Here is a 26796-nt window from a genome sequence, read left to right as displayed (position 1 = left end):
CCGGGCGATGGCGCTATATTCTCGCGTATATTTCGGTTCGTTGACAACCGCAACGATTTACAACTCGCGCAAAGCAAGCGCGTCGACGGCAAACGGACGAAGCGCCCGGTCCGCGGAATCGTGTCCGTGGGCCGGGCGCTTCGGGGTAACGCTTTTCGTGCGGCCAGGCGGCCGCTTAAGCTCGGTCAGTTCGGCACGTAGCCCGTGGGAAGCGTCGCATTGGCGCTCGCCACCGTGGCATTCTGTGAGATCACATACACCGGCGACTCGGTCAGGCTCAGCGAGAGCGTGCCATTGGTGTAGCTCTTCGTCGTCGGATTGCCCATCTCGTCGAGCACGGTGACCGTGCCGCTCGTGCCCGGCGCATCCACCGCGAGGCTGTAGGCCACGCTATAGGTCGAGCTGTAACCGCTGCTCGCGCTCCACACGCTGTTGTTGTGCGTCCAGAGCGCCGTGATGACCGCGCCGTTGTTCAACTGCCGGAACGCGTAGGCGTAGACACCCGAGGGCGTGCCGTTCACCGGGCCGAGCGTGTTGGTGCCGTCGAGAATGCGAGTCATCGCCGCAACCGACATGGCCGCCGGCTTGGGGCTGATGTTCTGCGCGCCGTATTGGCCCTGGGCGTCGGCGAGATCGAAGAACGTGCCATAGCCCACGAGGCCTGGGAAGTCCGCGCCATAGAAGATCCAGCTTTGATCGGCGCCCTCACCCAGAATGATCACGTGGCTGCGCGCCACCAGCGCGCCTTGTGCATAAAGGACGTTGGCAGTCGGATAGTTGGCGCCATACGACGAGCCGTTGTCATAGCTGATGCCCAGCTCCGTGCTGAACAGCTTCATGCCCGGCTTGTAGTCGGCGGCCATTTCGCTGCGCAGCGCGCGCATTTGCCCGATCAGCGAGCCGGATGCGTTGGCGGGATCGGTCGCGAGACGTTCCGGTGCATACGAAGGCGAGGTGCCGTTGATGTCGTAGTAGCCGTGCGTCGTCACGCCGTCGATGTACTGCGCGTAGCCGAGCGGTGCGAGCGTCTTGAGCTGGTCGGCGGTGCCGGAGGGCGCCGTATCGGTCGGACCCATCACGACAGCGTGAGGGTCGGTCGAATGGATGCCCTGATAGACGGTCTGATAGAGCTGCACGAACTGCGCGTTCGTGCCTTGCCATTGCGCATCCGGTTCCCAGGTGAGCTGGTAGTAGTTGGCCGACTGATTCGGAAAATAAGTCGTCCGAATGATGTTCGACTCCGTGCCGATCCGGGCCATGTAGTTCTGGTAGTACGAGAGATCGGTGGGCGGAAGCGATTCGTCCTCGAACGCGCCCGTCGGGCTCGCCCACGCGGGAATGCCGTCCAGGCGCACGAGCCGCATCACCTTGCCCGTGGTGTAGAAGGGGTCGAGGTCATTGGCGTTCGGATTGAAGGTGTTGGGGCCGTTCGGCTCCATGTTGTACAGCTCGCGATGGTCGTACGTCCACGAGATGCCGAGCGAGGAAAGCACGGAGGTGTTGTCGTCCTCGCCTTGCATGCCGAAGCGATGCAAGTCCTGATGCGCATACGTGACGGCGGGCACGATGTTGGCCAGATTGGGCAGCACGCCGAAGGTCGCGGTCCCGGCGGGGCGGGTTCCGAGCTGCGGGAGCTGGCCGCCGGCGGTGGCGAGCGTGGCGGACACGGCGAAGTAGCCCGCGAGCGTGGACTTGCAGGAGAGCGTTGTCGTCTCGGCGCCGGCCGTCACGGGTAGGCGGCCACTTGCGGCAACTTTGCCGAACTGGTCGGCGATCGACCAGATCAGCGTGTCGGCGGCGGGGGCGTTGGTCGTGAAGGCAACGGGGAACGCCGTGGCCGAGGCGAAGATGCGGCCGCTTTGCGTGGTCGGCGTATCGGCCGAAACGAGGTCGCTGCTTGAACTTGCACTCGACGTCGAGGCAGAGCCGCAGGTCATCGTCCCAGCCTTGAGCGCGGTGGCGGTGTTCGTGCCTGCCTTCGCCGCGTCGGCAGCTGCGCTGTTGGCATTGGCGCCGCTTGCGTTTTGCGACGTGGCCGAGGCATTGGTTGCATCCCCGGAGCTTCCGGAACCGCCGCCGCCGCACGCAGCGAGGAATAGCGACGAAGACAGCAAGAGATAAAAGAGTTTCATCGTTTTGAAAAAGGCAAAGCGACGCCCAGCCGGCGACGGCGCGCGCTGCGCGCTCAGAAGCTGGCTAAGGTCTGAAGAATGAGTTTTGGCAGACGCAGCACAACGGCTCGATGAGCCATGCGCCGCCGCGTGCACCGCGCGGCTCGCGCTAACCGCGCGAACGTGCGTATCTGTCCTTTGCTTTCGCGCGGGTAAATATTGCACCCTCGCTGCGGCTGCCCCGTCGGGAATTTCGGCCCTGCGCTGGATCCCTGGAGGAGGGGAGACGTGCGCAATATTTTCGGACGAAGATTACGAAGTCACTGCTTAAAGTCAGATGCGCGGCGGATGTTACCGATAATTCCCCCTGGCATGTGAAAATCAGACGTAACAAAATGTCACACGAATTCACATGAGTTTCAATTACCGAAACTTAGTGAATTTCCGCCAATAGCAAGGTATGAATTACCTCAAAAGCAGACGGTAATGCTTGCTGCATCGAATGCGTGTTTCACCTGCTATTGCTGGCTATATCGGCACTTCTGGAGCGGTCTGAAGTGTGCAGATGTAATTAATTCTTTTGTCTATATTCCCCTTTTAAATTCCTTTCGATTTAATTCGGGTCGGACGTTAATTGACTCTGCTGATATTATTGCCGGCATGCGAATCGATCCCTATAGCCTCGAGCTGTTCATTTCGGTCGTGGAGGAAGGTTCCATTGCCCGGGCGGCCAGCCGCAATCACATCGCGCCTTCGGCACTCAGCCGCCGCATGGCGGATCTGGAGGCGGCAGTGGGGCTGCCTTTGCTCATCCGCTCCCCTTCGGGCGTCGAATTGACCGAGGCGGGGCGCCACGCGTTTTCTCGCGCGGTGGCGGTGCACGACCAGTTGCAGTCGCTGGCGCGCGAAGTCCAGTCGCTCAGCGGCGAGGTGGCAGGTGTCGTGCGCCTGTTCGCGAACGCCTCGGCGATCGTTGGCTTTCTGCCGGAGCGGCTCAAGGTCTTTCAGGCGCGCTACCCCCTCGTGCAGATCGCGCTGACCGAACAGATCAGCGACGAGGTCGTGCGGGCCTGCATGGAAGATCGCGCCGACGTGGGGATATCCGCGAGCGGCAGGATTCCCGGCGCGCTGGATTCATGGCACTTCGCCGACGACCCGCTCATGGTCGTGCTGCCGCCCGAACACGAACTGGCCGCCATGCAGGCGCTCACGTTCAACGACGTGCTGCGTTTTCCGCTCGTGGCGTTGCAGGCAGGCGGCTCGCTCGACCAGATCCTCAAGGAGCGCGCCGCCGCTGCGCGCGCGCCGCTCAAGATTCCGGTGACGGTCAACAGCTTCGACGCGCAGTGCCGCATGGTCGAGGCTCGGCTCGGCATAGGCATCGTGCCGACCAGTGCGGCATCGGCCTTCGCGGGCTCGCAGGGGTTCGTGCGCCGGCCGCTCGATGAGCCCTGGGCGACGGGCCGCAGCCTGCGCTTGCACGCGTTGCGCAAGTCGTCGCGCCTGAGGGCCGTACAGGCCTTGATCGATACGCTCGTCGAACGCGCGGGTTAACGAGGACATCGCGAACGGCGATGCCCCCTTTGCTGATTGAGCACTTCATCGCGCCGCTTGCTGCCGTCTAGATTTCCCCTCAAGGAGAAATTGGATGGCAATACTGGAATTGACTGGCCGCGTGCTGTTTCTTTGCAATGACCCGGAGCAGGTCGAGTGGCAATTGAATGGCGCAAAGTGTGGCGCCAATCTGGAAGGCGTCACGCCGGACGCACTGAGAGACGACGTTTCGACCGACGAGATCACGCCCATGAGCGTGCTCACACGCTTCGACGATCGCCTCGGCCGCGTGCCCTACGTCGGTTTTCAGGCCGGCGGGCGCAATCCTGTTGGTTTGGATTCCGTACGAAATGGCGGATTCAGCGTGACCGTGGCCGGGAATCGCTACGGCAAGGGTTCATCGCGCGAGCACAGCCCGCTGGCGGAATACCGCGCGGGCATCCGGCTCGTCATCGCGCGCAGCTTCGAGCGCATCTATCGACAGAACGCCGACAACATCGGCCTGTTCACGTCGACGGATTTCGGACTGATCGAGCGCATCCAGCGCGGCGAGCCGATCGACATCGAAGAACTCGTCGCCTCCCGCGACGGCCTTGCGGCTTCGATTCTGCGCAGCGGCGGGTTGTTGAAATACGGCGCGCAATACATGCGGCAGATCGCGCCAGCCGCGCTGTCCGCCAATCACGCTCCACGCACGTTCGCGCAGAAAATCCTCGAACGTCATGTCTTACGCACGGAGCACACGGGCGAATCGCTCGCGCCGGGCGCTGGCGTTTTCGTTCGCGCGGACTGGCGTTTCATCCACGAGTACTACACGGGCATGGCAACGCACATGCTGCATGCCACGTTCGGCAAACCGCTTTCGCTGCATGAGCCCGAGACCATACTCGCGTTCGAAGATCACCTATCGTATTCGCACAGGAGCGAGATGCATGTGCGTAAGGGACTGCTGCCCGATGTGCGCGAGCTTTCGGCTGCGCACCGTCAATTCGCGCATGACTACGGTTTGCGCAATCACGGCTACCTGAGCGAGATTTCCGGCGGCATCAGCGAAGGCTCGGAAGGCATTTCGCACGCGATGATGGCCGAGCGTTACGCGCTGCCGGGGCAGGTCGTCGCAGGTACCGATTCGCATACGCCGCATAGCGGCGCGCTCGGGTGTCTCGCGTTCGGCGTGGGCACGACCGACATGGCGAATGCGTTCGTGACGGGCGCGGTGCGCATGACAGTGCCGCAGTCGCTGCGCGTGAATTTCCACGGCCCGATTCCCGCAGGCGTGACGGCAAAAGACCTCGTGCTGCACCTGCTCGCGCAGCCCAGAATCCGCGCAGGCGCGGGCTTGGGAAAAGTGTTCGAGTTCGCGGGTTCCGCGATCGCGCAATTGAGCACCGACGAGCGCACGACGCTCACGAACATGACGGCGGAGTTGGGCGGCTTCACGGGCATCGTCGCGCCCGATGAAGAAACCGTGCGCTTTTTGCGGGAGCGCCGCGGCATCGAGTTCGCAATTGAGCCGTGGATGCAAAGCGACCCGGGCGCTACTTATACCGAAGTCATCGACATCGACTGTACGCGCCTCTCGCCCATGCTCGCCGCGCCGGGCGACCCCGGCAACGGCGTCGCGCTGCATGACCTCGAGGCGAGGCCGCACGTCGACATCGCCTACGGCGGCTCGTGCACGGCGGGCAAGCGCGAAGACTTCGACCGCTACCACGAAGTGCTGGCGTGGGCGGCGGCGCGCGGCATGCGCGTGCCCGCTGATGTGAAGCTCTATCTGCAATTCGGTACGTCCGATGTGCGCGACTATTGTGTGCAGCGCGGCTACATCGAGGCCTTCGAACAGGTGGGCGCGGTTCTCCTGCAGCCCTCATGCGGCGCATGCGCCAATTGCGGACCGGGGTCTTCCTTCGACGCGGGCCAGGTCACGATCAGCGCGATCAACCGCAATTTTCCGGGGCGCTCGGGTCCTGGCCGCGTCTGGCTCGCGAGCCCGCCGACGGTCGTGGCGAGCGCGCTCGCGGGAGAGATCGCTTCGTTTGACGAATTGAAAGAGCGGTATCCGTGAGCCGAGCGTCACGAATCATTGATTCGAACTACTACATTGGAGACAAGCATGGCCATTCTGGAGGGCACGGCGAGCCTGCGCGCCGCTGACGATGGGGCACCCGCCGATGCAAACGCGTTTGCCGACGGCAGCGCACAGTACGGCACGATATCGGCCCGTCTCGACAGGCTTCCGGCCACGCGCGCGGTATGGAAACTGATCCTGCTGCTGAGCCTCGGGTTCTTCTTCGAACTTTACGATCTGCTCTACACGGGCTATGTTGCGCCGGGTCTCGTCAAAAGCGGCATTCTCACTTCGACTACCCCCGGCCTTTTCGGCACCTCGGGCGTGGCGAGTTTCATCGCCGCGCTGTTTTGCGGTCTCTTTATCGGCACGGCTGCGTGCGGCTTTCTCGCGGACCACTTTGGCCGGCGCGCCATCTTCACGTGGTCGCTGCTGTGGTACGTCGCGGCGAACACGGTCATGGCCTTCCAGGATACGGCGAGCGGCCTGAACTTTTGGCGCTTCGTCTCGGGAGTGGGCATAGGCGTCGAGTTGGTGACCATCGGCACCTACCTCTCCGAGCTTGCGCCAAAACACTTGCGCGGCAGAGCGTTCGCGGTGTGCCAGGCGATCGGCTTTTCGGCCGTGCCCGTCGTGGCGTTTCTTTCGTGGCTGCTTGTGCCGCGTACGATGCTGGGGCTCGATGGTTGGCGCTGGGTCGTGCTGCTGGGCGGCATTAGCGCGCTCTTTGTCTGGTACTTCCGGCGCAATTTGCCCGAGAGTCCGCGCTGGCTCGCGGGCAAAGGCCGCACCGAAGAAGCCGCTGCAGTGCTGGCGGACCTCGAAGAAAAGGTTGCGCGGCAATACGGAGCGCCGCTGCCCGCACCAGGCCCAGCCGACCCGGTGCCGCGAAAAGCAGGATTCGCGGACATGTGGAAGCCGCCGTACGGCAAACGCACCGTCATGCTCATCGTCTTCCATATATTCCAGACGGTGGGCTTTTATGGCTTTGCGAACTGGGTGCCCACGCTGCTCGTGAAGCAAGGCATTACGGTCACATCGAGCCTCATGTACACCACGGTGATCGGACTCGCCGCGCCGCTGGGTCCGCTGCTCGGCTACTGGATTGCCGACCGCTTCGAGCGCAAGCATGTGATCGTCGGCATGGCGGCGGTCAATATCGTGAGCGGGTTGTTGTTCAGCCAGGCGTCGGCGGCGGTTGCGATCGTCACGCTAGGCGTGCTGTTGACGCTCGCCGGCAACATCATTTCGTTCACCTATCATACGTACCAGCAGGAGCTTTACCCTACGGCCATCCGCGCACGAGCCGTGGGCTTCGTCTATTCGTGGAGCCGGCTCTCAGCCGTGTTCAGTTCCTTCGTCATCGCCTTCACGCTCAAGGAGTTCGGCGTGACAGGCGTGTTTGTTTTCATTGCGGGTGCCATGGCGCTCGTGATGGTCTCCATCGGCCTGATGGGGCCGCGCACGCTGGGCAAGTCGCTGGAGAGCATTTCGCACTGAGCGCCCTCACCCTGCCGCCTGCTCCCGTGCATACTGCGCAGGCGGCACGCCCACATGCCGCGTGAACGCCACGCTGAACGTGCTGGCCGAGCTGTAGCCAACACGCAGCGCGACCTCCGCGACGCCCTGCGCTTCGCGGCGCAGCAAGTTTCGCGCGATCGCCATGCGCCAGCCGAGCAGATACTCCATCGGCGCGACACCCACCGCTCGCCGGAATCGCTCGAAAAACGCCGAACGCGACAGCGCCGCTTCCTTCGCGAGCTGCGCGATGGTCCAGGGCAGGGTGGGGCTTTCATGCATGCGCCGTAGCGCCGGGGCCAGGCGCGGGTCGCCGAGACCGCGCAGCAGGCCCGGCGTGGCCGACGCGTCCCCCGTCGAGCGCAGCGCTTCGATCAGCAGCACCTCCAGCAGGCGTGCGAGGATGACATCGCGCGCGGGCCGCTGTGCGCGCGACTCGTCGCGCACGAGTTGTACGAGCGTGGCGAGCCGCTTTTCGCCACGCACGTGGACGAGTTGCGGGAGCAGGGAGACGAGCAAGGCCGCATCGGGCGAGCCGAACACGCAATAACCCACGAGCATCTGCACGTTCGGCGGTCCGCTCTGGTTGCCAAGCCGGTATTCGCCGCTGAGCTGCGCGACGGGGGTGGTGTCGATGGTCTGCGTCGTCGCCGGATCGAGGCTCGACACCGTGAAGCCGTGGGCCTCCGGGATCAGGATGAAATCGTCGGGTTCGAGCGTGACCGGCTCTTGCCCATCCACCTCGAGGCGGCATGAACCTTCGAGGATCGCGCAGTAAAAGGGCTGCCCGGCATCCGTGCGCCGGATACGCCACGCACCGGCGCCGCTCACCCTTTTCGAGAGCGAGGCGCCCGGCTGGAGCAGCGCGACCACCTCCGCAAGCGGGTCGATCATGACCGGACTCCTGCAAATGAAACTTGGACTTCTGATTGTAGCAAGTCCGGCTGCGACGGCTTATCGTGCCGGGACTGCCAACCCATTCGCAGGAGCCTTCATGAAAACCGTCTTGATCACCGGTTGCTCGTCCGGTTTCGGCCTCGAAATCGCCCGCTACTTTCTCGATCGCGACTGGAACGTCGTCGCGACGATGCGCACGCCGCGCGAGGACGTGCTGCCGCGTTCGCCGCGCCTGCGCGTGCTGGCGCTCGATGTCACGAATGCGCAGAGCATCCGCGAGGCCGTGGAGGCCGCCGGGCCGATCGACGTGCTCGTCAACAACGCGGGTATTGGTGTGCTGGGCGCGCTCGAGGGCATTTCGATGGACACCGCGCGCGACGTGTTCGAGACGAATACGCTTGGCACGATCGCGCTCACGCAGGCGTTTCTGCCGCAGTTTCGGCAGCGCAAGGGTGGCGTCGTCGTGAACGTCACGTCGGGCGTGACGCTGCGCCCGCTGCCGCTGCTCGCCGTGTACGCCGCGAGCAAGGCGGCGGTCAACGCGTTCACGGAGTCGCTCGCGCACGAACTCGCGCCGTTCAATGTGCGCACGTGCGTCGTGCTGCCGGGCCGCGCGCCCGACACGCGCTTTGGCGAGAACGCGCAGCAACGCATGGAGGGCAGCATTCCCGAGCCTTATGCCGAGCTGGGCCAGCGCGTGTTCGGCGAGTGGGCGCAGTCCACCGCGATCACGCGCTCGCAGGACGTGGCCGAGGCGGTTTGGCGCGCGGCGAACGATGCTGCGGCTCCGGCTCGCATCGTCGCGGGTGCGGATGCGCTGGCGTTGGCCGGGGCGCAGTGATCGCCGCGAGCCGTCAACGCCGAGCAGGTGCGAGCGCCAGATGCAGCGGCGTCTCGCACCGTACCCGCTTTAGCGATCCACCCGCTGCTGCATCTGCGCCGGATAGCGCTCGCCCACCACCTGGATCTCTTTGAGCGCCGCTTCGATGGCGGCGAGATCGTCCGCGCTCAACTCGATATTGGCCGCGCCCATGTTCTCGTCGAGCCGGGAAAGCTTCGTGGTGCCAGGAATCGGCACGATCCACGGCTTTTGCGCGAGCAGCCAGGCCAGCGCGATCTGCGCGCGCGTCGCGCCTTTGCCCTCGGCAAGGCGGCCCAGCACGTCGACGAGGCCCGCATTGGCCTTGCGGTTCTCCTCGGAAAAACGCGGCACGATCGTACGGAAGTCGCTCTGATCGAACGACGTGCGCTCGTTGATCGCGCCAGTCAGAAAGCCCTTGCCGAGCGGGCTGAACGGCACGAAGCCAATGCCCAGCTCCTCCAGAACCGGCATCACCTTGTGCTCCGGCTCGCGCCACCAGAGTGAATACTCGCTTTGCAGCGCCGCTACCGGCTGCACGGCGTGGGCGCGGCGAATAGACTGCTCGCCCGCTTCGGAAAGGCCGAAGTGCTTCACCTTGCCTTCGCCGATCAGATCCTTGACCGTGCCCGCCACGTCTTCCATGGGCACGTTCGGATCGACGCGGTGCTGGTAGAAGAGGTCGATGCGGTCGGTCTTCAGGCGCTTGAGCGATGCCTCGGCCACGGCGCGGATGCGCTCGGGCCGGCTGTCCATCGGCTTCTTCGAGTCGCCGTCCTGAAAGCCGAACTTCGTGGCGATCACCACCTGGTCGCGAATCGGCGCGAGCGCCTCGCCGACCAGTTCTTCGTTGACGAAGGGCCCGTAGACTTCGGCCGTGTCGAAGAACGTGACGCCGCGCTCGAACGCCGTGCGGATCAGGCGGATCGCTTCCGCCTTTTCGGTGGCGGGCCCATAGCCGAAGCTCAGCCCCATGCAGCCGAGGCCCAACGCGGAAACTTCGAGGCCGTTCTTGCCGAGTGTGCGCTTTTGCATGTCTTGCTCCTTTAACGCGATTGGATGAGCGGCCCCTGTGTTCACGCGGGAGCCGCCTTCTACCCGATCGAGTGTAGGTTGCTGCATGCTGTTCAACAATCCCGCTAGACTTGCATGAGGTATTGAGGAAAATTCATAAATGGTGCGCACCGGCTTATCCGAACTGACGGCTTTCGTGACGATCGCCGAGCAGCGCAGCTTCAGCGGCGCGGCGCGCGTGCTGGGCGTCTCGCCGTCCGCGCTCAGTCATACCGTGCGCAACCTGGAGGCGAAGCTCGGGGTGCGCCTTTTGAACCGCACCACGCGCTCCGTGGCGCTGACCGAGGCGGGCGAGCAGTTGCTCAACCGCGTGCGGCCCGCCATGGCCGATCTCGAAGACGCCGTGAACGACGTCGCGACCGCGAGCAACCGGCCTTCGGGATCGATCCGCGTCAGCGCATCGGAATCGGGGGCGCGCCCGCTCATTCGACATGTGTTGCCGGGGTTCCTCGCCCGCTATCCGGACATCCGCGTGGAATTCGTGGTCGACTCGCGGCTCGTGGACATCGTGGCCGGCGGGTTCGACGCCGGTGTGCGCGTGCTCGAAGACGTGCCGCGCGACATGATTGCCGTCCGCTTCACGAAGGACATGCGCTTTGGCGCGGTGGCTTCGCCCGCGTATCTGGCGCAGCATGCGCCGCCGCGCGCGCCGCACGACCTCGAGCAGCACCGCTGCATCCGCTTTCGCTTCGAGAGCGGCGCGCTGTTCCGCTGGGATTTCGCGCACCGGGGCAAGAGCGCCAGCATCGACGTGGACGGGCCGCTCACGCTCGGCAATCTCAACCTGATGGTCGAGGCGGCGCTCGCCGGGGTCGGCGTGGCCTGGGTGCCGGAATCGCTCGTGGCCGAGCATATTGCCGCCGGCCGGCTCGTCCACCTGCTGCCCGAGTGGGGGCCGGTGTTTTCGGGGCTCTGCCTTTACTATCCGGCCAATCGCCATCCGCCCGCGGCGCTGCGCCTCTTCGCGCAGGCCGTGCGCGCGTGGGCCGACACGGACGATGACGCACCGCAGCGCAAGCCGGAAGCACGATGAAATGAACCGGCCTGCAATGTATTGTGTCCCGCGCCCGCGCCGATACAGTGAGATACAAAGCCTCCCGCGCCATGCGGTATAAAACCACCATTCCCTGCACACGGAGTCCGAACATGCACGCCGATGGAATTGCGGTCCGCCACACGGGCGGTGCGGCAATGAGCGCGCTGCACTGGCCGCGCACGCTGTTCGCGCGCCTCGCCCTGATCCTTTGCGTCGGCCTCGCGCTCGCGCAGTTGCTGTCGTTCAAGCTCACGATGACCGAGCGCAACGACGCCACCGCGACCATGATGGTCGACTACATCTCGCGCGAAGTCGCCATCTCCGTGGCGCTGCTCGACCATCTGCCCGCAGCCGAACGCGCGGCGTGGCTGCCGCAGCTCGCGCGGCGCACCTACAGCTTCATTCTCGGCCCCGGCACGCCCGGCGAGCCACCCGACGCGAGCCGCTCGAAGAGCGTGGCGTCGGCCATCGCGGCGGGCTTGGGCGACAAGTACGCGCTCACTACCAATTCGGTGCCCGGCAACGGCGAACGTCTGCAGATCCATTTGCGGCTTGCCGACGGCTCGCCGCTCACCATCGATTACCGTCCGGGTCCCGCGCTGCCCTTGTCGGGCTGGCTGCCGGCCGTGCTCGTCGCACAACTCGTCGTGCTGGCGGCGTGCTGCTGGTTCGCGGTGCGCACGGCCACGCGGCCGCTGCACGAACTCGCCCGCGTGGCCGACGCGCTGGGTCCGGACCTGAAGGCGGAGCGCCTGGAGGAAGAAGGACCTTCCGAAGTGGCGCGCGCGGCGCGCGCGTTCAACGCCATGCAGGAGCGCATATCGGCGCACGTGGCCGAGCGCATGCAGATCCTGGCCGCTATCTCCCACGATTTGCAGACGCCGATCACGCGCATGCGCTTGCGTGTGGACCAGATGGACGACGAGGCGCAAGCGGGCAAGCTCGCGCAGGACCTGCACGAGATGGAGCAACTGGTGAAGGAGGGCGTGGCCTACGCGCGCACGCTGCACGGCACCGGCGAAGCGCCCGCCCGCGTCGATCTCGACGCGCTGCTCGACAGCCTGGTGTGCGACTACGTGGATGCGGGTTCGCCCGTGACCTTCGAGCGCCGCCTGAACGTGGCAATCGTCACGCGTGTGCAGGCGCTGCGCCGCATCGTCGGCAATCTCGTGGACAACGCGCTGAAGTACGGCAGCACGGCGGCCATCGAGGTGAGCGCCTCGCCGCGGGACAAGACCGTCACGATCTCGGTGCTCGACAGCGGCCCAGGTATTCCCGAAGAAGCGCTCGAAAAGGTGTTCGAGCCGTTCTACCGGCTCGAAACCTCGCGCAATCGGGGTACGGGCGGCACGGGTCTCGGCCTCGCGATCTCGCGCCAGCTCGCCGTGGCGATGGGCGCGCAGCTTACGCTGCGCAACCGGCCCGAAGGCGGGCTGGAAGGACGGCTCGTGCTTGGCGGCGCGGACGCGTGAAATGCGGCGCGCCGCGAGCGCCCGGTCATGTCACTCAGGCGAGCGGAATGAACACGTTGAACTGGCCTTCCTCGGGGTGGCGCGAGCGATGACCCTTGCCCACGGTGTCTTCGCACAGGACTACCGTGCCCGGCTCGCAGTGGCGCGTGTCGCCGTCGCTCGTCTCGAACTCGACCCAGCCGGTCATCCAGATCACGAACTGACGAACCGGCGTTGTGTGCCAGTCCGCCTCCTTGAGGCCCGCCGGCACCCAGCCAAAGCGCACTGCTTTCGCCTGCTCCCACGTCGAAAGATAAATGGGCGGGATGTTGGGAAAGAGCTCAAGCGGCGTGAGCGGGATATCGATGTCCTCGAAATGGGACTCGCCCTGGGCGTCGGCGTAGATGCGCAGACATTTCATGGGGACCTCCTGGAGCCGTTTTCTGAGTTTCGCTCGCTACAGCAAACGAGCATAAACAATGCCGGTTTGTCGCTGGCCCGGCTGCGGTCGTTGCCGGTCATGTCGGGTCATTTCAGGTCGATGGGCGGCGCAACGGTTGTGCGCTAGCGAACATTGTCGTCCCGAATCGGGCGGCGCGGTTGCGGGTTGTACGCGCGCCTTGCGTAATCAATCAGCCAACGAAATCAATCGAGTGGAGAGCAATATGAGCACGTCGACTGGCACGACTAGCTGGAAGGGTTCCTGTCATTGCGGTGCGGTAAAGTTCGAAGTCCGCACGGCGATCGAGCCGGCTGGGCGCTGCAACTGCAGCCTGTGCCGCCGCAAAGGCGCGCTGATGAGCCCGATGTTCGAGGGTCGCGAACTGACGATCCTCGCGGGCGAAGACGCGCTCACGCTGTACCAGTTCAATACGCGCGTGGCGAAGCACTATTTCTGCAAGCACTGCGGCATTTATCCGTTTCACCAGACGCGCAGGGACCCGGCGCGCTGGCGCGTCAATCTCGGCTGCCTGGAAGGCGTGGATGTCTACGCGCTCGAAGCGTCGGTTGCCGACGGCGCCAGCCTTTCCTTGCTGGAGGACGCATGAAACGCCTGCTCGCCATCCTGTTCTTCGCGGCGAGCGGCCTGGCTGCGGAGATCGCCCATCCGGTGTACTGTTCGTGCATCGCGGAAACCCGTTCACGCCTCGCGCACAAGGAGAAAAAGAACCAATGACGGAAAAGATCGATCACGTCCTGATTGTCGACGACGATCGCGGCATACGTGAACTGGTCGGGGCGTACCTCGAAAAGAACGGCATGCGCGTGTCGCTGGCCGCGAACGGCCGCGAGATGCGCGCGGCGCTTGAGAGCGGTGCGCCCGACCTGATCGTGCTCGACCTCATGATGCCCGGCGACGACGGCCTCGTGCTGTGCCGCGAGTTGCGCGCGGGCAAATTCCGCGCCGTGCCCGTGGTGATGCTCACCGCGCGCAACGAGGAGACGGACCGCATCGTTGGCCTCGAAATGGGCGCCGACGATTATTTGCCCAAGCCCTTCGCCGTGCGCGAACTGTTCGCGCGCATCCGCTCGGTGCTGCGCCGCACACGCATGCTGCCGCCGGGCATGGAAGTGAGCGAGTCGGCCCAACTGCTCGCGTTCGGCGACTGGCGGCTCGATACCACGGCACGCCATCTGCTGGATGCCGAAGGCACGATCGTCGCGCTGAGCGGCGCGGAATACCGGCTGCTGCGCGTGTTCCTCGACCATCCGCAGCGCGTGCTCACGCGCGACCAGCTGCTGAGCCTCACGCAAGGCCGCCAGGCCGATGCGTTCGACCGCTCGATCGACCTGCTCGTGAGCCGGCTGCGCCAGCGCCTGCGCGACGAGGCGCGCGAGCCGCGTTACATCAAGACGCTGCGCAGCGAGGGGTATGTGTTTTCCTCGGCGGTGAGCACCGTCGACGCGCCGGACTAAGGGGCGCCCGAGTCAGGGCTGGCCGAAGAAACTCAGCAGTTCTTCGGCAACCGCTGCGGGATGTTCCTCCGGCAGGAAGTGGCCGCAGTGGGCGATCGTCGCGCCTCGCACCTCATCGGCGTAATGGCGCAGCGGCCCAGCCATGTCCGCAATCGAGCCCTGATCGGCGCTCAGCGCGAGAACCGGCATCCGCAATTTGCCGCGCGCGCTCAACTCGCGGTTCTGGCGCGCCGAAACATCGGCCGCGCGGTAGTAGGCCAGCCCCGCGCGCAATCCGCCTTCCTTCGTGAACACGCGTAGATATTCGTCGATATCGGCATCCGTGAAGGTCTGCGGATTCGCCGTCTTGCGGCGCAGAAACCAGTCCAGGTACGCGCGCTCCTTGCCCGCTATCAGCAACTCCGGCAGATCGGGAATCGCATGGAAGGCGAAGTGCCAGGTGCGCCACGCGCGCTCCGGCGCAACGGGCAGCGCTTCTGGCAGCGTGATGCCGGGGATGCCCGCGTCGAGCAATGCGAGGCTCGACACTTCATCGCCAAATAGTGCCGCGTACGGGTAAGCGACCCATGCGCCGACGTCGTGGGCGGCGAGATGATAGCGACGCGCTCCGAGCTTGCCGAGCAACGTGTGCAGGGCGGTCGCGAGCGATTGCGTGTCGTAGCCGCCAGGCGGGCGGTCCGAGTCGCCCTGGCCAGGCAGGTCAGGGACGATCACGCGGTAATGCTGCGCCAACAGTGGCATGACCTTGCGCCACGCGAACCAACTCTGCGGATAGCCGGCGAGCAGCACAACGGTCTCGCCTTCTTCCTTTCCGCCGATGACGTAATGGAGCCGTGTGCCTTCGACGGTCGCGAAGCGATGCGCGAAGCCGGGCAGCGTTGGGTCGGCCAGCGAGGCTGGACCGTGGTCGATCATGCGTGAGGGCGTACTCATGACGTGAAGCTCCTGTGGGTGTAGAGGAACGCAGGCATTGATTGGAAATAATCATTTCCAAATTAGCCAAAAAAATTTCAACGCAGCAAACGCATGGCTTCTTCGGCCGCGGCTAGCATGTCACGCTGTGTGCGGCCGGATTTGCCGATCAACCGGAAGCCATGAAGCAGTGCGAGCAACGTGCGCGCCATGGCCGGGACATGGATTTCCGCTGCAACGGAGCCGTCTTTCTGGCCTTGCTCGAGGAGTTCGCGCAGCATCTCTTCGGTACGCCGCATGGCGGTTTCGATGCGCGTGGCGATTTCGTCGTCGAAGGTGGCGAGCGCCGTTGCGCTGGATACGACGAGGCATCCACGCCGGCCCTCGCTGCCATGGGACGATTCGGCGTAGAAAAAGAGGATGACGCGGATCTTCTCGCTTGCTTTGGACTGCCTGGCGAGACGATGGCGCAATTCGGTGTTGCGCGTGGTGACGTAGTGATCGAACGCGGCGAGAAAGACGCCGCGTTTGTCGCCAAACGCTTTGTAGAGGCTGCCCGCGGTCAGGCCCGTTGCTTCGCTGAGATCGCCTACGGACGTGGCGTGATAGCCGCGCTCGCGGAATACGCGCACAGCGCCGTCCACGACGGTTTCCATGTCGAATTCGCGGGGGCGGCCGGGGCTGCGGGCCACGGGTTGGGGTGGGTGTTCGGGTGACATGAAAGGCATTATAGGAAATGTTCATTTCCTAATCAACTGCTCCTTCTAAAACACCCTCACTCCACACTCTCCCCCCGCCCCTTATGCTGCGCCGCCAGCCTTTCCTGATGCGTCGGCGGCACCGGATCATAGTGGCTCAGCTGAATGCTGTAGTTCCCATGCCCGCCTGCGAGCGAATTCAGCCGCGACTGATAATCGTTGAGTTCGGCTAGCGGCACCTTCCCCGCAATCACCATGGCCTGCCCGCCCATCGTGCGCGTGCCGTGCACCTGCCCGCGCCGCGAGGAAAGATCGCCGATGATGTCGCCCATCGCGGCCTCAGGCGTCATCACTTCGATATCGACAATCGGTTCGAGCACGATAGGCTGCGCCTTCAAAACCGCATCGATAAACGCCTTGCGCCCCGCGGTAACGAACGCCACTTCCTTCGAATCCACCGGATGGTGCTTGCCGTCGTACACGATCACGCGCACGTCCTGCATGGGAAAGCCCGCGAGCGGCCCGCTGTCGATCACCTGCAAGATGCCTTTTTCCACCGCTGGCATGAACTGCGAAGGAATCGCGCCGCCTTTCACGGCATCCACGAACTCGAAGCCCGCACCGCGCGGCAAGGGCTCGACACGCAACATGACCTCGCCGAACTGGCCCGCACCGCCCGTCTGCTTCTTGTGGCGGCAATGGCCTTCGGCTTTGCCGCCAATCGTCTCGCGCCATGCAATCGTAGGCGGACGCGTCACGACTTCAAGTTTGTACTGATCCGTTAACCGCTCCAGCATGTAGCGCAAGTGCAGTTCGCCCAGCCCGCGTACGACGGTTTCGTTGGTGCCCTCGGGGTGATCGATTTGCAGGCAAGGATCTTCCGCCGCGAGCTTTTGCAGCACTTCCCACACGCGCTGCTCGTTGCCCGGGCGTGCCGGCTCGATGGCGAGACCGTAAATCGGATTGGGAAAAGCTGGCGGCGTGAGGTGGATGTTGCCGTCTTCGGGTGCGTCGTGCAGCACGGCGTCGAAGCCGATATCGTCGGCCTTCGCCACCGCGCAGATATTGCCGGGCCCCGCGCGCTGGACCTCCGTATGCTCCTTGCCCTGGAGCATGAGCAGATGCGCCACCTTGAACGGCTGCCGCGCGTTGCCGATATAAAGCAGGCTGTCACGCGTCACCGTACCCTGATGAATGCGAAACACGGCCACCTTGCCGATATACGGGTCCATCACGATCTTGAACACATGCGCGAGCACGTGCTTATCGGCGTCCGGTTCCGCGCGCACGGGCTCCTTGCCTTCCTTGCCATCCACCTCGCGGTAAAACAGCGGTGGATTGCCTTCGGTGACATTGGGCAAAAGCTTCACAAACACGTCGAGCAGTTGCGCGATGCCCGCACCCGTGGCCGTCGAGGTGAAGCACACCGGCACGAGATGCCCTTCGCGCAACGCGCGTTCGAACGGCTCGTGCAGTTGCTCGGGGCTAATGGCTTCGCCTTGTTCGAGGTACAACTCCATCAACTCGGGATCGAGTTCGATCACCTGGTCGATGAGCGCATTGTGCGCCGCTTCCACCGAATGAAAATCGGCCTCGCCCGCGGGGTTGAAAAAGCAGTCAACCACTTCGCGGCCGCCTTGCGCAGGCAGATTGATCGGCAGGCAGTTCTTGCCGAAGGTCTCCTGTATCTGCGCGAGCAGTCCCGGCAAATCGACCTTTTCCGCGTCGATGCCGTTCACGACGATCATGCGGCACAGCTTGCGCTGCTGCGCGTACGTCATCATGCGCGTCGTCGTCATTTCGATGCCGGTGCGCGCGTTGATGACGATGGCCGCCGTTTCCACCGCGGGCAGCGCGCTCATCGACATGCCGGCGAAGTCGGGGTAGCCGGGCGTGTCGAGCAGGTAGATGCGCGTGTCCTGGTGTTCGAAGTGGGCGATGGCGGAGTTGAGGGAGTGGTGGTACTTGCGTTCGAGGGGATCGAAATCGCAGAGGGCGGTGCCGCGATTCACGCTGCCTGGCGCGTGCAGCGCGCCGCCCTGGTGCAGGAGCGCTTCGGCAAGCGAGGTCTTGCCGCAGCCGGCATGGCCGACCAGAGCGATCGTGCGGATGGCTTCGGGACTGTAATCCATGGCCGCCGTCGTCCGTTAGTGGATGTCCGGCAATTATTGGCGATATTTCCTCGCTCTGCCAATCCCAAGCCGAAAAGAAGCGTGCACGAACGCGCGCAGCGCGCTGAGCAGCTATTTTCGCTGCGCTGCAATATTCAGGTGAACTGCAGAAGACGTTTGATGCCTGACACTGAGGGGACGGATCACTCAAGTTTCGCGCGGCGTGCTGGCCCGCTCGATCAGCCCGTTGAGCAACTCCATTGGCAGCGGGAAGACGATGGTGGAATTCTTGTCGGCGGCGATGGTGGTGAGCGTTTGCAGATACCGCAGTTGCATGGCTTGCGGCTGCTGCGCGAGACATTGCGCGGCCTGCAGCAATTTTTCGGACGCCTGCAGTTCGCCTTCCGCGTGAATCACCTTTGCGCGGCGCTCGCGTTCGGCTTCGGCCTGGCGCGCAATCGCCCGGATCATCGTTTCGTTGAGGTCCACGTGCTTGATCTCGACGTTCGACACCTTGATGCCCCACGCGTCTGTTTGCGCATCGAGCGTTTTCTGGATGTCGGCGTTCAGTTGCTCGCGCTCGGCAAGCAGGGCGTCGAGTTCGTGTTTGCCGAGCACGGCGCGCAACGTGGTTTGCGCGAGCTGGCTCGTCGCGTCGACGTAGCGCGCGACCTGAATCACAGCCTTTTCCGGGTCCACCACGCGAAAATAGACCACGGCGTTCACCTTCACCGAAACGTTGTCGCGCGTGATGACATCCTGTGCAGGCACGTCGAACACGACCGTGCGCAGGTCCATGCGCACCGCCACCTGCACGACAGGAATGATGAGCACGAGGCCCGGTCCCTTGACCTTCCAGAAGCGCCCGAGCATGAACACGACGCCGCGTTCGTACTCCTTGAAGATGCGGATCGACGATAAGGCGATCAGCAGCACCAGCGCGATCAGTAGACCTGTGAAGCCGAACGTGAAGCCGATCATGAATGTTCTCCCTTGTCATGTGCCTTGTCGTGTGCCGCACCGTGCAGCGGGGTGACGGTGAGCGTGAGGCCGCTGCGCGCGCTCACGCGCACGCGGCTGCCGGCGGCGAGGGGCGTGGCGCAGGCTCCGTGCCAGCGCTCGCCGTGCACGCGGACCCAGCCCGTGGAAAATACCGCGTGGCCGGGTCGCGGATCGGGCTGGAGGCCCTCGTCGATCACTTCGCCAATGGCGCCCACCATGGCCTCAGCGCCAGTCACCACGGGGCGCCGCCGCGCGCGCAGGGCCACGCTGGACACGGTGGCGACGAACGCCGCGCCGCCGAGCGCCAGGCCCGCAATGAGCGATATGGGGATGCCGTAGCCGGGCTCGCCCGTGTCCATCAGCATCAGCGCGCCGATGGCGAACGCCACGATGCCGCCAAAGCCCAGCACGCCAAACGTCGGCAAAAAGGCCTCCGCGATGAGGCAGGCGAGCCCGAGCATCACGAGCCCGAGGCCCGCGTAGTTCACGGGCAGCAATTGCATGGCGAACAGACCCACGAGCAGGCAAATCGCTCCCGCCACGCCGGGCAGCACGAAGCCGGGGTTGGCGAACTCGAAGAAGAGCCCGTACACGCCGATGGTCAGCAGAATCAGCGCGACATTCGGGTCTGCGACGATCGAAAGAAAGCGGTTGCGCCAGTCGGGCGCGACGACTTCCAGCGGCGCGTTCGCGGTGGCGAGGCGCAGCGTGCCCGCCGTGGTCGTGACAGTGCGGCCGTCGAGCTGGCGCGCGAGATCGGCGGGGTTCTGCGCGATCAGGTCGATCACGTGCTGGTCGCGCGCCTCTTCGTCGGACAGGCTCACCGCCTCGCGCACCGCGCGCTCGCCCCACGCCGCGTTGCGCCCGCGCAGTTGGGCGAGGCCGCGAATGTAGGCGGCGGAGTCGTGCATGACCTTGCGGGCTTCCGTCGATGCGTTGTCGTCGGCGCGTGGGGCCGAGGCGCCGGAGGCGGCCTCCGGGAGGCCCATTGGGCCACCGGCAGGCCCACCCGCGGGGCCGCCGCCGCCCACGCCAAGCTGGACCGGCGACGCCGCGCCGAGATTGGTCCCTGGCGCCATGGCCGCGAAATGGCTTGCGTAGACGATATAGGTGCCCGCGCTCGCGGCGCGCGCACCGCCAGGAGCGACGAACGCCGCCACCGGCACCGGGGAGGCAAGGATCGCCTTGATGATCTGCCGCATCGAGGTGTCGAGGCCGCCCGGCGTATCCAGTTCGAGGATCGCGAGCGGCGCGCGCTCGCGCGCAGCGCGCTCCAGCGAACGGACGATGAAATCGGCGCTGGCAGGTCCGATCGCACCGTTCACGGTCATGACGACGACGGGCGGGCTCGCCGCAGCGAAGGCCGCTGGCAAAGCGAGTGCAGCCGCCAGCGCGGCCCACGCGACGAGCAAGGCGACGAACACAACGGCTCGAGCAAGCCGCGCCGTGAGCGGATGGTGCGGCTGAGCGGGCGGCGCGTCGTGCACCGCGGCATGCGAGGAGCGATGATCGCGCATCGGGCGTCCGGAGCATGGCGCACGCTGGCGCACGTTCCGGTTCACAGATGGGGCAAGAGCCGATACCTCAAGAGTAGGCGCTTTCCGCGCAAAGCGCGAACCGGCCCGAATGGCTGGAATACGCCCGGAACGTTGCGCCGCACACTTATTCCACCGTTCCGAAAGCAATGGAGGAATCGAGATTTGGCGCGACGGGCTTCGTGGCTAACATTGCACTCCCTTACAAGCAGCGCACGAGAACAATGAAAAAAGCCAACCGGTCGACGCAAGTTCCCCGCATCCGCATGACATGCGCCATTGTCGCCAGCGTCGTCGCGCTGGCCTCGTGCGGCGGCACGGACAGCAACGGCACGCCCGTGGCCAGCGCGGCCCTCACGCACAAGCAGCCCAACATCCTTTACATCATGGCGGACGATCTGGGCTACTCGGACATTCATGCGTTCGGCGGCGAGATCAACACGCCCAACCTCGACGCGCTCGTGCAGTCGGGCCGCATCCTCACGAACCATCACGCGGGTACGGTGTGCGCGATCACGCGCTCCATGCTGATTTCGGGCACCGACCATCACCTCGTGGGCGAGGGCACGATGGGCGTGCCCACCGACGAACGCCGCGGCCTGCCCGGTTACGAGGGTTATCTCAACGACCGCGCGCTTTCGGTTGCGCAACTGCTCAAGGACGCCGGGTATCACACGTATATGGCGGGCAAGTGGCATCTCGGCTCGGGTATCGTTGGGAGTGCTACGGGTAGTGGACAAACACCCGATCAATGGGGTTTCGAGCACAGCTACGCGCTGCTCGGGGGCGCCGCGACCAATCACTTCGCGCACGAACTCGCGGGCTCGAAAAACTATACGGAAGATGGCCAGTACGTGCAGCCCGGACAACCGGGCCAACCCGGCGGCGCGGGCGGCAATCCGGCCGTGTTCTACTCCACGAACTTCTACACGCAGAAGCTCATCTCGTACATCGACTCGAACAAGGGCGACGGCAAGCCGTTCTTCGCCTACGCGGCCTATACGTCGCCGCATTGGCCGCTCCAGGTGCCGGACCCGTGGCTGCACAAATATGCGGGCGTGTACGACGCAGGTTACGACGCGATCCGCAACGCGCGCATTGCGCGGCAGAAGGCGCTCGGCCTCATTCCTGCCGACTTCACGCCGTTCGAAGGTTTGCCCGAAACGCTCGCGCGTTCGCCCGCCACGGCCAACAACGGCACGGCGAACGCGAAGTACATCAGCGCCGTGCATCCGGCCTCGGAGGGCTACGCCGATTACGGCCAGGGCAACGTCGACAAGGCGTGGGCCAGCCTTTCCGCGGACGAGCGCAAGGCGCAGGCGCGCTACATGGAAATTTACGCGGGCATGGTCGAGAATCTCGACTACAACATCGGACTCCTGATCCAGCATTTGAAGGACATCGGCGAATACGACAATACGTTCATCATGTTCCAGTCCGACAACGGCGCGGACGGCTGGCCGATCGACTCGGGTGCCGATCCCACCGCCACCGATACGGCTAACGCCCAGGAGCCCGTGTATTCGTCGCTCGGCACGGACAACGGGTTGCAGAACGCGAAGCGCCTGCAGTATGGGCTGCGTTGGGCCGAAGTGAGCGCCACGCCGCTGCGCCTCACGAAGGGTTATTCGGCGGAGGGCGGCGTGTCTGTTCCGGCCATCGTTCATTTGCCGGGGCAGGCCACGCAGTTGCCGTCGCTCAGCATTTTCACGCACGTGACCGACGACACGGCCACCTTCCTCGACGTGGCCGGCGTCACACCGCCGAACCAGGCCGCGCCCGCGCTCATCAACGCGCTCACGGGCGTCGACCAGAACAAGGGCAAGGTGGTCTACAACAACCGCTATGTGTATCCGGTGACGGGCAAGTCGTTGCTTGCGCAACTGAATGGCAAGACGACTGCGGAAGCGCACACGGAGGCCTTCGGCGACGAAGCCTATGGCCGTGCCTATCTGCGCAGCGCGGATGGCCGCTGGAAGGCATTGTGGACGGAGCCGCCGCTCGGACCCACGGACGGTCACTGGCAGCTTTACGACCTCACTAAGGACCGCGGCGAAACCACGGATGTCTCGACGCAGAATCCCTCGGTGATCGAGAGCCTCGTGAACCAGTGGAATACGTATATGAGCAACGTGGGCGGCGTCGAACCGTTGCGTCCTCAAGGTTATTACTGAGGGCGCGGCCATGCGGTATCGACTGACACTCGCGGCGCTGGCCGTGACGGTGTTCGCCGCGGCGTTCGTGGCAACGAGCACTTCGATTGCCACAACGAAAGCCGACGGCTTCGATTCGCTCAATCGCGGCCGTCTGCTCGCGCCGCTCGGCAACGAGCGCCAGTGCGAGCGCTATTCGGGGCTGCCCGCGAACTGGGGCAGCGACCGCAAGGCCGGCATGGTGCATCTGCAAGGCGGTTCGTTCGTGTTCGGCAGCACGGCGGGCTACCCGGACGAGCACCCCGCGCCCGGTGGCGGCAAGACGCGCGTGGCGGGCTTCTGGATCGACCAGACTGACGTGACGGTGGCGCAGTTCGCGGCGTTCGTCGAAGCCACGCACTATGTGAGCGAAGCGGAGCAGCAAGGCGGCGCAGCGGTGTTTCGCGTGCCGACGGCCGAGCAGATGAACGCGCGCGATCTGGCCTGGTGGACGTGGGTGCCGGGGGCGTCGTGGCGGCATCCGCACGGTCCGGGCAGCGACGTGGAGGGCCGGGACAACCTGCCCGTCACGCTCGTGACGCTGCGCGACGCACTCGCGTACGCGCACTGGCTGGGCCGCGACCTGCCGACGGAGGCCGAGTGGGAATACGCGGGGAAGGCGGGCCGCGAGGGCGCGGACCTTGAAACCGCGCCCACCGACGCCAACGGCAAGCCCACGGCGAACTACTGGCAAGGCGTATTTCCGGTGCTCGACACCGCCGAGGACGGCCACGCCGGGCTGGCTCCCGTGGGCTGCTACGCGGCCAATGCGTTTCGCCTTTACGACATGATCGGCAATGCCTGGGAATGGACGCGCGATGCGTACACGGGCCCGCACCAGTCGCACACCAATGGCGACACGGCGGCGGTGGCGCCTGCGGGGCGGCGTCACGACACGCTCATGGTCATCAAGGGCGGCTCGTTCCTGTGCGCGCGCGACTATTGCGTGCGCTATCGGGCGTCGTCGCGGGAACAGCAGGAGGCCGATCTCGCGGCTTCGCATATTGGCTTTCGCACGATTTTGAGGGACGCGTCATGAACTTCAGACGCAGATCGCTGGCCGCATGGGTGCTGTGCGCGGCGCTGAGCGGCATGGCCCACGCAGCGCCCGATCCAGTACGCGTGGGCGTGACGCGCGGCGCGCACGCCGAGATCATGGGCGAGGTGCAACGCACGGCGGCGAAGCGCGGCCTGACTCTCGACGTCGTCGTGTTCGACGACGCCGCGGAGATCGACGGTGCGTTGGCGGCAGGCCGTATCGACGCGGCGAGCTTCGAGGACGAAGAGGACGTGGCCGCCGCGCGCCGCGCGCACGGCTACGCGATCGCGGCCATTGCGCCTACGGTCGCGCTGCCGATGGCGTTCTATTCGCGCAAACTGCTGAGCCTCAATCAACTGCGCCCCGGCTCGACGATTGCGATTCCCGACGACGCGCGCGGCATGGCCCGCGCGCTGATCCTGCTGCAGAACTACACGCTCGTGACGCTGCGCGACAGCGCCGGGCTGCACGCCACGACGGCGGATATCACGGGCAACCGGCTGAAGCTCAAGCTTGTCCGCCTGCGGCACGCACGGCTTGCGCACGCGCTCGACACGGCGGCCTTCGTGGCGATGGAGAACGATGACGCGGCGCGCGCGGGGCTTCAGCCGGCGCGTGACAGCATCGGCATTGAAGACGCGCGCTCGCCTTACGCCGACGTGCTCGCTGTGCGCGAGGCGGACCGAACGCAGCCCTGGGCGCGCGAGCTGGTGGCCGCGTACCACTCGAACGAGGTCGCGCATTTCATCCTCACGCGCTATCAGGACTCGGTGCGACGGCCATGGTAGGGCCCTGTGCAGGGAACTACGCGCTCGCGTGCACGGCGTGCGGGAAATGCTGCAACAGCCCGCCGTCGATGTCGCTGGCGGAACTGCTGCGGCATGGGGAGCGCTTTGTCGGGTGTCTTGCGATCGGGCGACGGCCGGTACGCCGGGCGGGCGAGCCTACGCTGGACGCTGCCGATGCAGTTGCGATCCACGAACTCTCGCAGACGCTTTTTCACCGCAGCGCCGCATTCGGTGCCGACTGGATCGTGCTGACGCTGCGGGGCTACGACTATCCGTCGCTCGGCCGCTGCCCGGCGCTGGCCGATGACGGACGCTGCACGTTGCACGAAGCCGGCAAGCCTGCGATGTGCGCGGCGGTGCCGCTCGATCCGCTATTGCCGGATCGTTTGCAAACGCTGGTGCTGGAAGGAAGGCGCGAAAGCGCGCAATGGCTCGGTGCGGACTGCATCCGCACGACGGTGACGGCGAACGCCGCACCGTTGGTGCTTGAGGGCAAGGTGGCGGATGCCGAGGCTCTGGCGCGCTTTCGCGGAGCGCTGGCGTTTGAGCGCGATATCTGGCGCGACGCTGTGTTCGCCTCGCTTCACGAGGCCGCTGCGGATCTGCGCGGCGCACTAGCCCGGCTTGGCGCGGGCGGACATCTCACCGTTTCGCTCGTTCCGGCGCTCATGGCGGCGGCGCGCGTGTCCGCGCGCTGCCGCGAGCTTTGCGTGGCGTATATCGACAGCCAGATCGCGCTAATCGAGCGCACCGTGGAAGCGGCACTAGCCCGGCGGCGTCTGGACGACCGGCCGGTTACGCATGAACTGCGTGGCTTTGCGCAGGCCTACGCCGGCGCGCTTGAACTTCTGGCTGCGCCGGGATGGCGGCCCGATGCGGCGCGCGCGCATGCGCCCGAAATCGAGGCCTGGCTGGGCGCCGCATAAAAGCCGACCGCACGGCGCGCTCGCCTATTGCTACTCGTCCCCGCTCTCGCGGGCAGGGACGCTTGCTGCAGTCAGGCGCGGATTAGTACCAGCGGCGCTGAGCTTCTGCGAGCAGTTCGCAGTATTCGAGGTGACGGTCCAGCGCTTCGGCGCCGAGACGACGCAGTGCAGCCAGGACTTGAGTCACTTTTTCGACGATTGCACCCATGATTTCCTCTTCGCTAGGGTTATTGCCTAAGGGATAACCCTAATTATAAGGATCTCGGGACAGAATGCAAGGCTCGAGTGCGCTAAGTGTGCGGTGCAGCAACACTTTTGATTTGCCCCTTATTGGTGTGCTAGCGGGCGGTACGCACGCGGCAGGGCGCCTTCTTGTATCGCACTGTGTCTGGCCGCCCGTCCGACAAGCGCGCTTGCAAAAACGGGCGCGCACGCAAACAAGCCAGATACATCGCGGCGTTCAAATGTCTCCTACGCAAGGTTGATACACAACAGTGCGCAACCACTCACCCAACGTCAGGAGAAACACCATGAAGCTCGCTCAATCGCTCGCCGCCGCCGCTCTTGCTGCCCTCGTCGCCGTTCCCGCGCTTTCATTCGCACAGTCGAGCCAACCGGTAACCCGCGCCGAAGTGAAGGCCGAACTCGTCCAGCTCCAGAAGGCGGGCTACAACCCCGCCAGCGACAACACGCAATACCCCGCGAACCTGCAAGCCGCGCTCTCGCGCGTGAGTGCTGAGAATGGCGCAGCGGCGTCGGCGTTCGGTGGAGCGGTTGAGGGTGCGACTGCTACAGGCAGCCGCACGCACGTTCGCGCCGTATCGAATGCCGCCGGTGCAAATGCGGCTGATCAGGATGTCGTCGGCCTCGAACCGATCTACGCTCACTCGTAATGCGCGCGGCACCGTGCCGCGAAGTTTGCCGCTCACCGGCAACCTTCGCGGCTTTGCCGTGTCTATGCCTGGCCCGCTTGTTCCTCGCTTCTTCCCACCTGTTCCCAATCACTCGCCTTGCTGCTGGTACCATGTCCTCGCGTGCCCGCGCGGCACGCGCGCGAACGCTACACGTTTGAGTTCAAGATGCATCCATGCGTGTCGACGCGCCGTTC

The 26796-nt window shown here is 65.1% G+C and carries 24 protein-coding genes; 14 read left to right on the top strand and 10 right to left on the bottom strand.

From position 1 onward, the window contains the following. Positions 1-185: 185 nt before the first annotated feature. Entirely contained in the window at positions 186-2132 is a 1947-nt protein-coding gene (locus L0U83_RS27810) for a hypothetical protein (protein ID WP_233887360.1), read from the bottom strand. Positions 2133-2771: 639 nt separating this feature from the next. Here L0U83_RS27810 and L0U83_RS27805 point away from each other — a divergent pair. The 3 genes from L0U83_RS27805 (at position 2772) to L0U83_RS27795 (ending at position 7233) form a co-directional block, all read left to right on the top strand. Then, the gene (locus L0U83_RS27805) at positions 2772-3665 is read left to right on the top strand and encodes a LysR family transcriptional regulator (RefSeq protein ID WP_233887359.1); all 894 of its coding nucleotides are present in this window, start codon (positions 2772-2774) and stop codon (positions 3663-3665) included. A 94-nt stretch (positions 3666-3759) separates the two neighbouring features. Next, positions 3760-5730 (top strand): aconitase family protein, encoded by a 1971-nt coding sequence (locus L0U83_RS27800; protein WP_233887358.1) that lies wholly within the window; start codon positions 3760-3762, stop codon positions 5728-5730. 48 nt (positions 5731-5778) lie between these two features. Beyond that, positions 5779-7233: an MFS transporter gene (locus L0U83_RS27795; protein WP_233887357.1), complete on the top strand. Its 1455-nt coding sequence runs from the start codon at positions 5779-5781 to the stop codon at positions 7231-7233. 6 nt (positions 7234-7239) lie between these two features. Here L0U83_RS27795 and L0U83_RS27790 read toward each other — a convergent pair whose 3' ends face one another. Next, positions 7240-8145: an AraC family transcriptional regulator gene (locus L0U83_RS27790; protein ID WP_233887356.1), complete on the bottom strand. Its 906-nt coding sequence runs from the start codon at positions 8143-8145 to the stop codon at positions 7240-7242. A gap of 100 nt (positions 8146-8245) precedes the next feature. Between L0U83_RS27790 and L0U83_RS27785 the strand changes: the two genes are divergently transcribed. Next, the gene (locus tag L0U83_RS27785) at positions 8246-8989 is read left to right on the top strand and encodes an SDR family oxidoreductase (RefSeq protein WP_233887355.1); all 744 of its coding nucleotides are present in this window, start codon (positions 8246-8248) and stop codon (positions 8987-8989) included. Positions 8990-9058: 69 nt separating this feature from the next. Here the strand turns inward: L0U83_RS27785 and L0U83_RS27780 are convergent, their stop codons facing one another. Beyond that, a complete protein-coding gene (locus L0U83_RS27780) occupies positions 9059-10042 on the bottom strand; it encodes an aldo/keto reductase (RefSeq protein WP_233887354.1) in 984 nt (327 codons plus the stop codon). Positions 10043-10181: 139 nt separating this feature from the next. On the opposite strand from L0U83_RS27780, the gene L0U83_RS27775 reads away from it, so the two are divergent. Both L0U83_RS27775 and L0U83_RS27770 read left to right on the top strand, forming a co-directional pair. Next, positions 10182-11114, top strand: coding sequence for a LysR family transcriptional regulator (locus L0U83_RS27775; RefSeq protein WP_233887353.1), 933 nt, complete (start codon positions 10182-10184; stop codon positions 11112-11114). Between the two features lie 113 nt (positions 11115-11227). After that, a complete protein-coding gene (locus L0U83_RS27770; RefSeq protein ID WP_233887352.1) occupies positions 11228-12589 on the top strand; it encodes an ATP-binding protein in 1362 nt (453 codons plus the stop codon). A 34-nt stretch (positions 12590-12623) separates the two neighbouring features. On the opposite strand, the gene L0U83_RS27765 is transcribed toward L0U83_RS27770, so the two are convergent. Then, on the bottom strand, positions 12624-12989 hold the full coding sequence (locus tag L0U83_RS27765) for a cupin domain-containing protein (protein WP_110383838.1): 366 nt from the start codon (positions 12987-12989) through the stop codon (positions 12624-12626). Between the two features lie 244 nt (positions 12990-13233). Here L0U83_RS27765 and L0U83_RS27760 point away from each other — a divergent pair, with 244 nt between their 5' ends. Genes L0U83_RS27760 through L0U83_RS27755 form a run of 3 tightly spaced genes read left to right on the top strand, consistent with a single transcriptional unit; the run spans position 13234 to position 14485 of the window. After that, the gene (locus L0U83_RS27760) at positions 13234-13617 is read left to right on the top strand and encodes a GFA family protein (RefSeq protein WP_233887351.1); all 384 of its coding nucleotides are present in this window, start codon (positions 13234-13236) and stop codon (positions 13615-13617) included. Then, a complete protein-coding gene (locus L0U83_RS40605) occupies positions 13614-13745 on the top strand; it encodes a hypothetical protein (protein ID WP_267939530.1) in 132 nt (43 codons plus the stop codon). Before L0U83_RS27760 ends, L0U83_RS40605 begins: the two co-directional genes overlap by 4 nt. After that, positions 13742-14485 (top strand): response regulator, encoded by a 744-nt coding sequence (locus L0U83_RS27755; protein ID WP_233887350.1) that lies wholly within the window; start codon positions 13742-13744, stop codon positions 14483-14485. Before L0U83_RS40605 ends, L0U83_RS27755 begins: the two co-directional genes overlap by 4 nt. A gap of 12 nt (positions 14486-14497) precedes the next feature. Here the strand turns inward: L0U83_RS27755 and L0U83_RS27750 are convergent, their stop codons facing one another. The 5 genes from L0U83_RS27750 to L0U83_RS27730 all read right to left on the bottom strand — a co-directional run bounded on the left by L0U83_RS27750 (position 14498) and on the right by L0U83_RS27730 (position 20725). Continuing rightward, positions 14498-15418 (bottom strand): alpha/beta fold hydrolase, encoded by a 921-nt coding sequence (locus L0U83_RS27750; RefSeq protein WP_233887349.1) that lies wholly within the window; start codon positions 15416-15418, stop codon positions 14498-14500. 77 nt (positions 15419-15495) lie between these two features. Next, positions 15496-16053, bottom strand: a complete 558-nt coding sequence (locus tag L0U83_RS27745; RefSeq protein WP_233887348.1) for a TetR/AcrR family transcriptional regulator — start codon at positions 16051-16053, stop codon at positions 15496-15498. 119 nt (positions 16054-16172) lie between these two features. Beyond that, positions 16173-18227 (bottom strand): elongation factor G, encoded by a 2055-nt coding sequence (fusA, locus tag L0U83_RS27740; protein WP_233887347.1) that lies wholly within the window; start codon positions 18225-18227, stop codon positions 16173-16175. 186 nt (positions 18228-18413) lie between these two features. Further along, positions 18414-19187, bottom strand: coding sequence for a slipin family protein (locus tag L0U83_RS27735; RefSeq protein WP_233887346.1), 774 nt, complete (start codon positions 19185-19187; stop codon positions 18414-18416). After that, on the bottom strand, positions 19184-20725 hold the full coding sequence (locus tag L0U83_RS27730) for an NfeD family protein (protein ID WP_233887345.1): 1542 nt from the start codon (positions 20723-20725) through the stop codon (positions 19184-19186). Before L0U83_RS27730 ends, L0U83_RS27735 begins: the two co-directional genes overlap by 4 nt. 242 nt (positions 20726-20967) lie before the next feature. On the opposite strand from L0U83_RS27730, the gene L0U83_RS27725 reads away from it, so the two are divergent. The 4 genes from L0U83_RS27725 to L0U83_RS27710 all read left to right on the top strand — a co-directional run bounded on the left by L0U83_RS27725 (position 20968) and on the right by L0U83_RS27710 (position 25688). Further along, the gene (locus tag L0U83_RS27725; RefSeq protein WP_233887344.1) at positions 20968-22917 is read left to right on the top strand and encodes an arylsulfatase; all 1950 of its coding nucleotides are present in this window, start codon (positions 20968-20970) and stop codon (positions 22915-22917) included. Positions 22918-22927: 10 nt separating this feature from the next. Continuing rightward, positions 22928-23974 (top strand): formylglycine-generating enzyme family protein, encoded by a 1047-nt coding sequence (locus L0U83_RS27720; protein ID WP_233887343.1) that lies wholly within the window; start codon positions 22928-22930, stop codon positions 23972-23974. Continuing rightward, positions 23971-24762, top strand: a complete 792-nt coding sequence (locus tag L0U83_RS27715; RefSeq protein WP_233887342.1) for a MetQ/NlpA family lipoprotein — start codon at positions 23971-23973, stop codon at positions 24760-24762. Before L0U83_RS27720 ends, L0U83_RS27715 begins: the two co-directional genes overlap by 4 nt. A 68-nt stretch (positions 24763-24830) precedes the next feature. Continuing rightward, complete coding sequence (locus L0U83_RS27710; protein ID WP_233887341.1) at positions 24831-25688, top strand: flagellin N-methylase; 858 nt, start codon at positions 24831-24833, stop codon at positions 25686-25688. Between the two features lie 82 nt (positions 25689-25770). Here the strand turns inward: L0U83_RS27710 and L0U83_RS40600 are convergent, their stop codons facing one another. Then, complete coding sequence (locus L0U83_RS40600) at positions 25771-25896, bottom strand: hypothetical protein (RefSeq protein ID WP_267939528.1); 126 nt, start codon at positions 25894-25896, stop codon at positions 25771-25773. Positions 25897-26218: 322 nt separating this feature from the next. Here L0U83_RS40600 and L0U83_RS27705 point away from each other — a divergent pair, with 322 nt between their 5' ends. Next, on the top strand, positions 26219-26581 hold the full coding sequence (locus L0U83_RS27705) for a DUF4148 domain-containing protein (protein ID WP_233887340.1): 363 nt from the start codon (positions 26219-26221) through the stop codon (positions 26579-26581). Positions 26582-26796: the final 215 nt, after the last annotated feature.

It is taken from the genome of Paraburkholderia flagellata, from assembly GCF_021390645.1.
Lineage (GTDB): Bacteria > Pseudomonadota > Gammaproteobacteria > Burkholderiales > Burkholderiaceae > Paraburkholderia > Paraburkholderia flagellata.
This window is presented reverse-complemented; position numbering and strand designations above follow the sequence as displayed.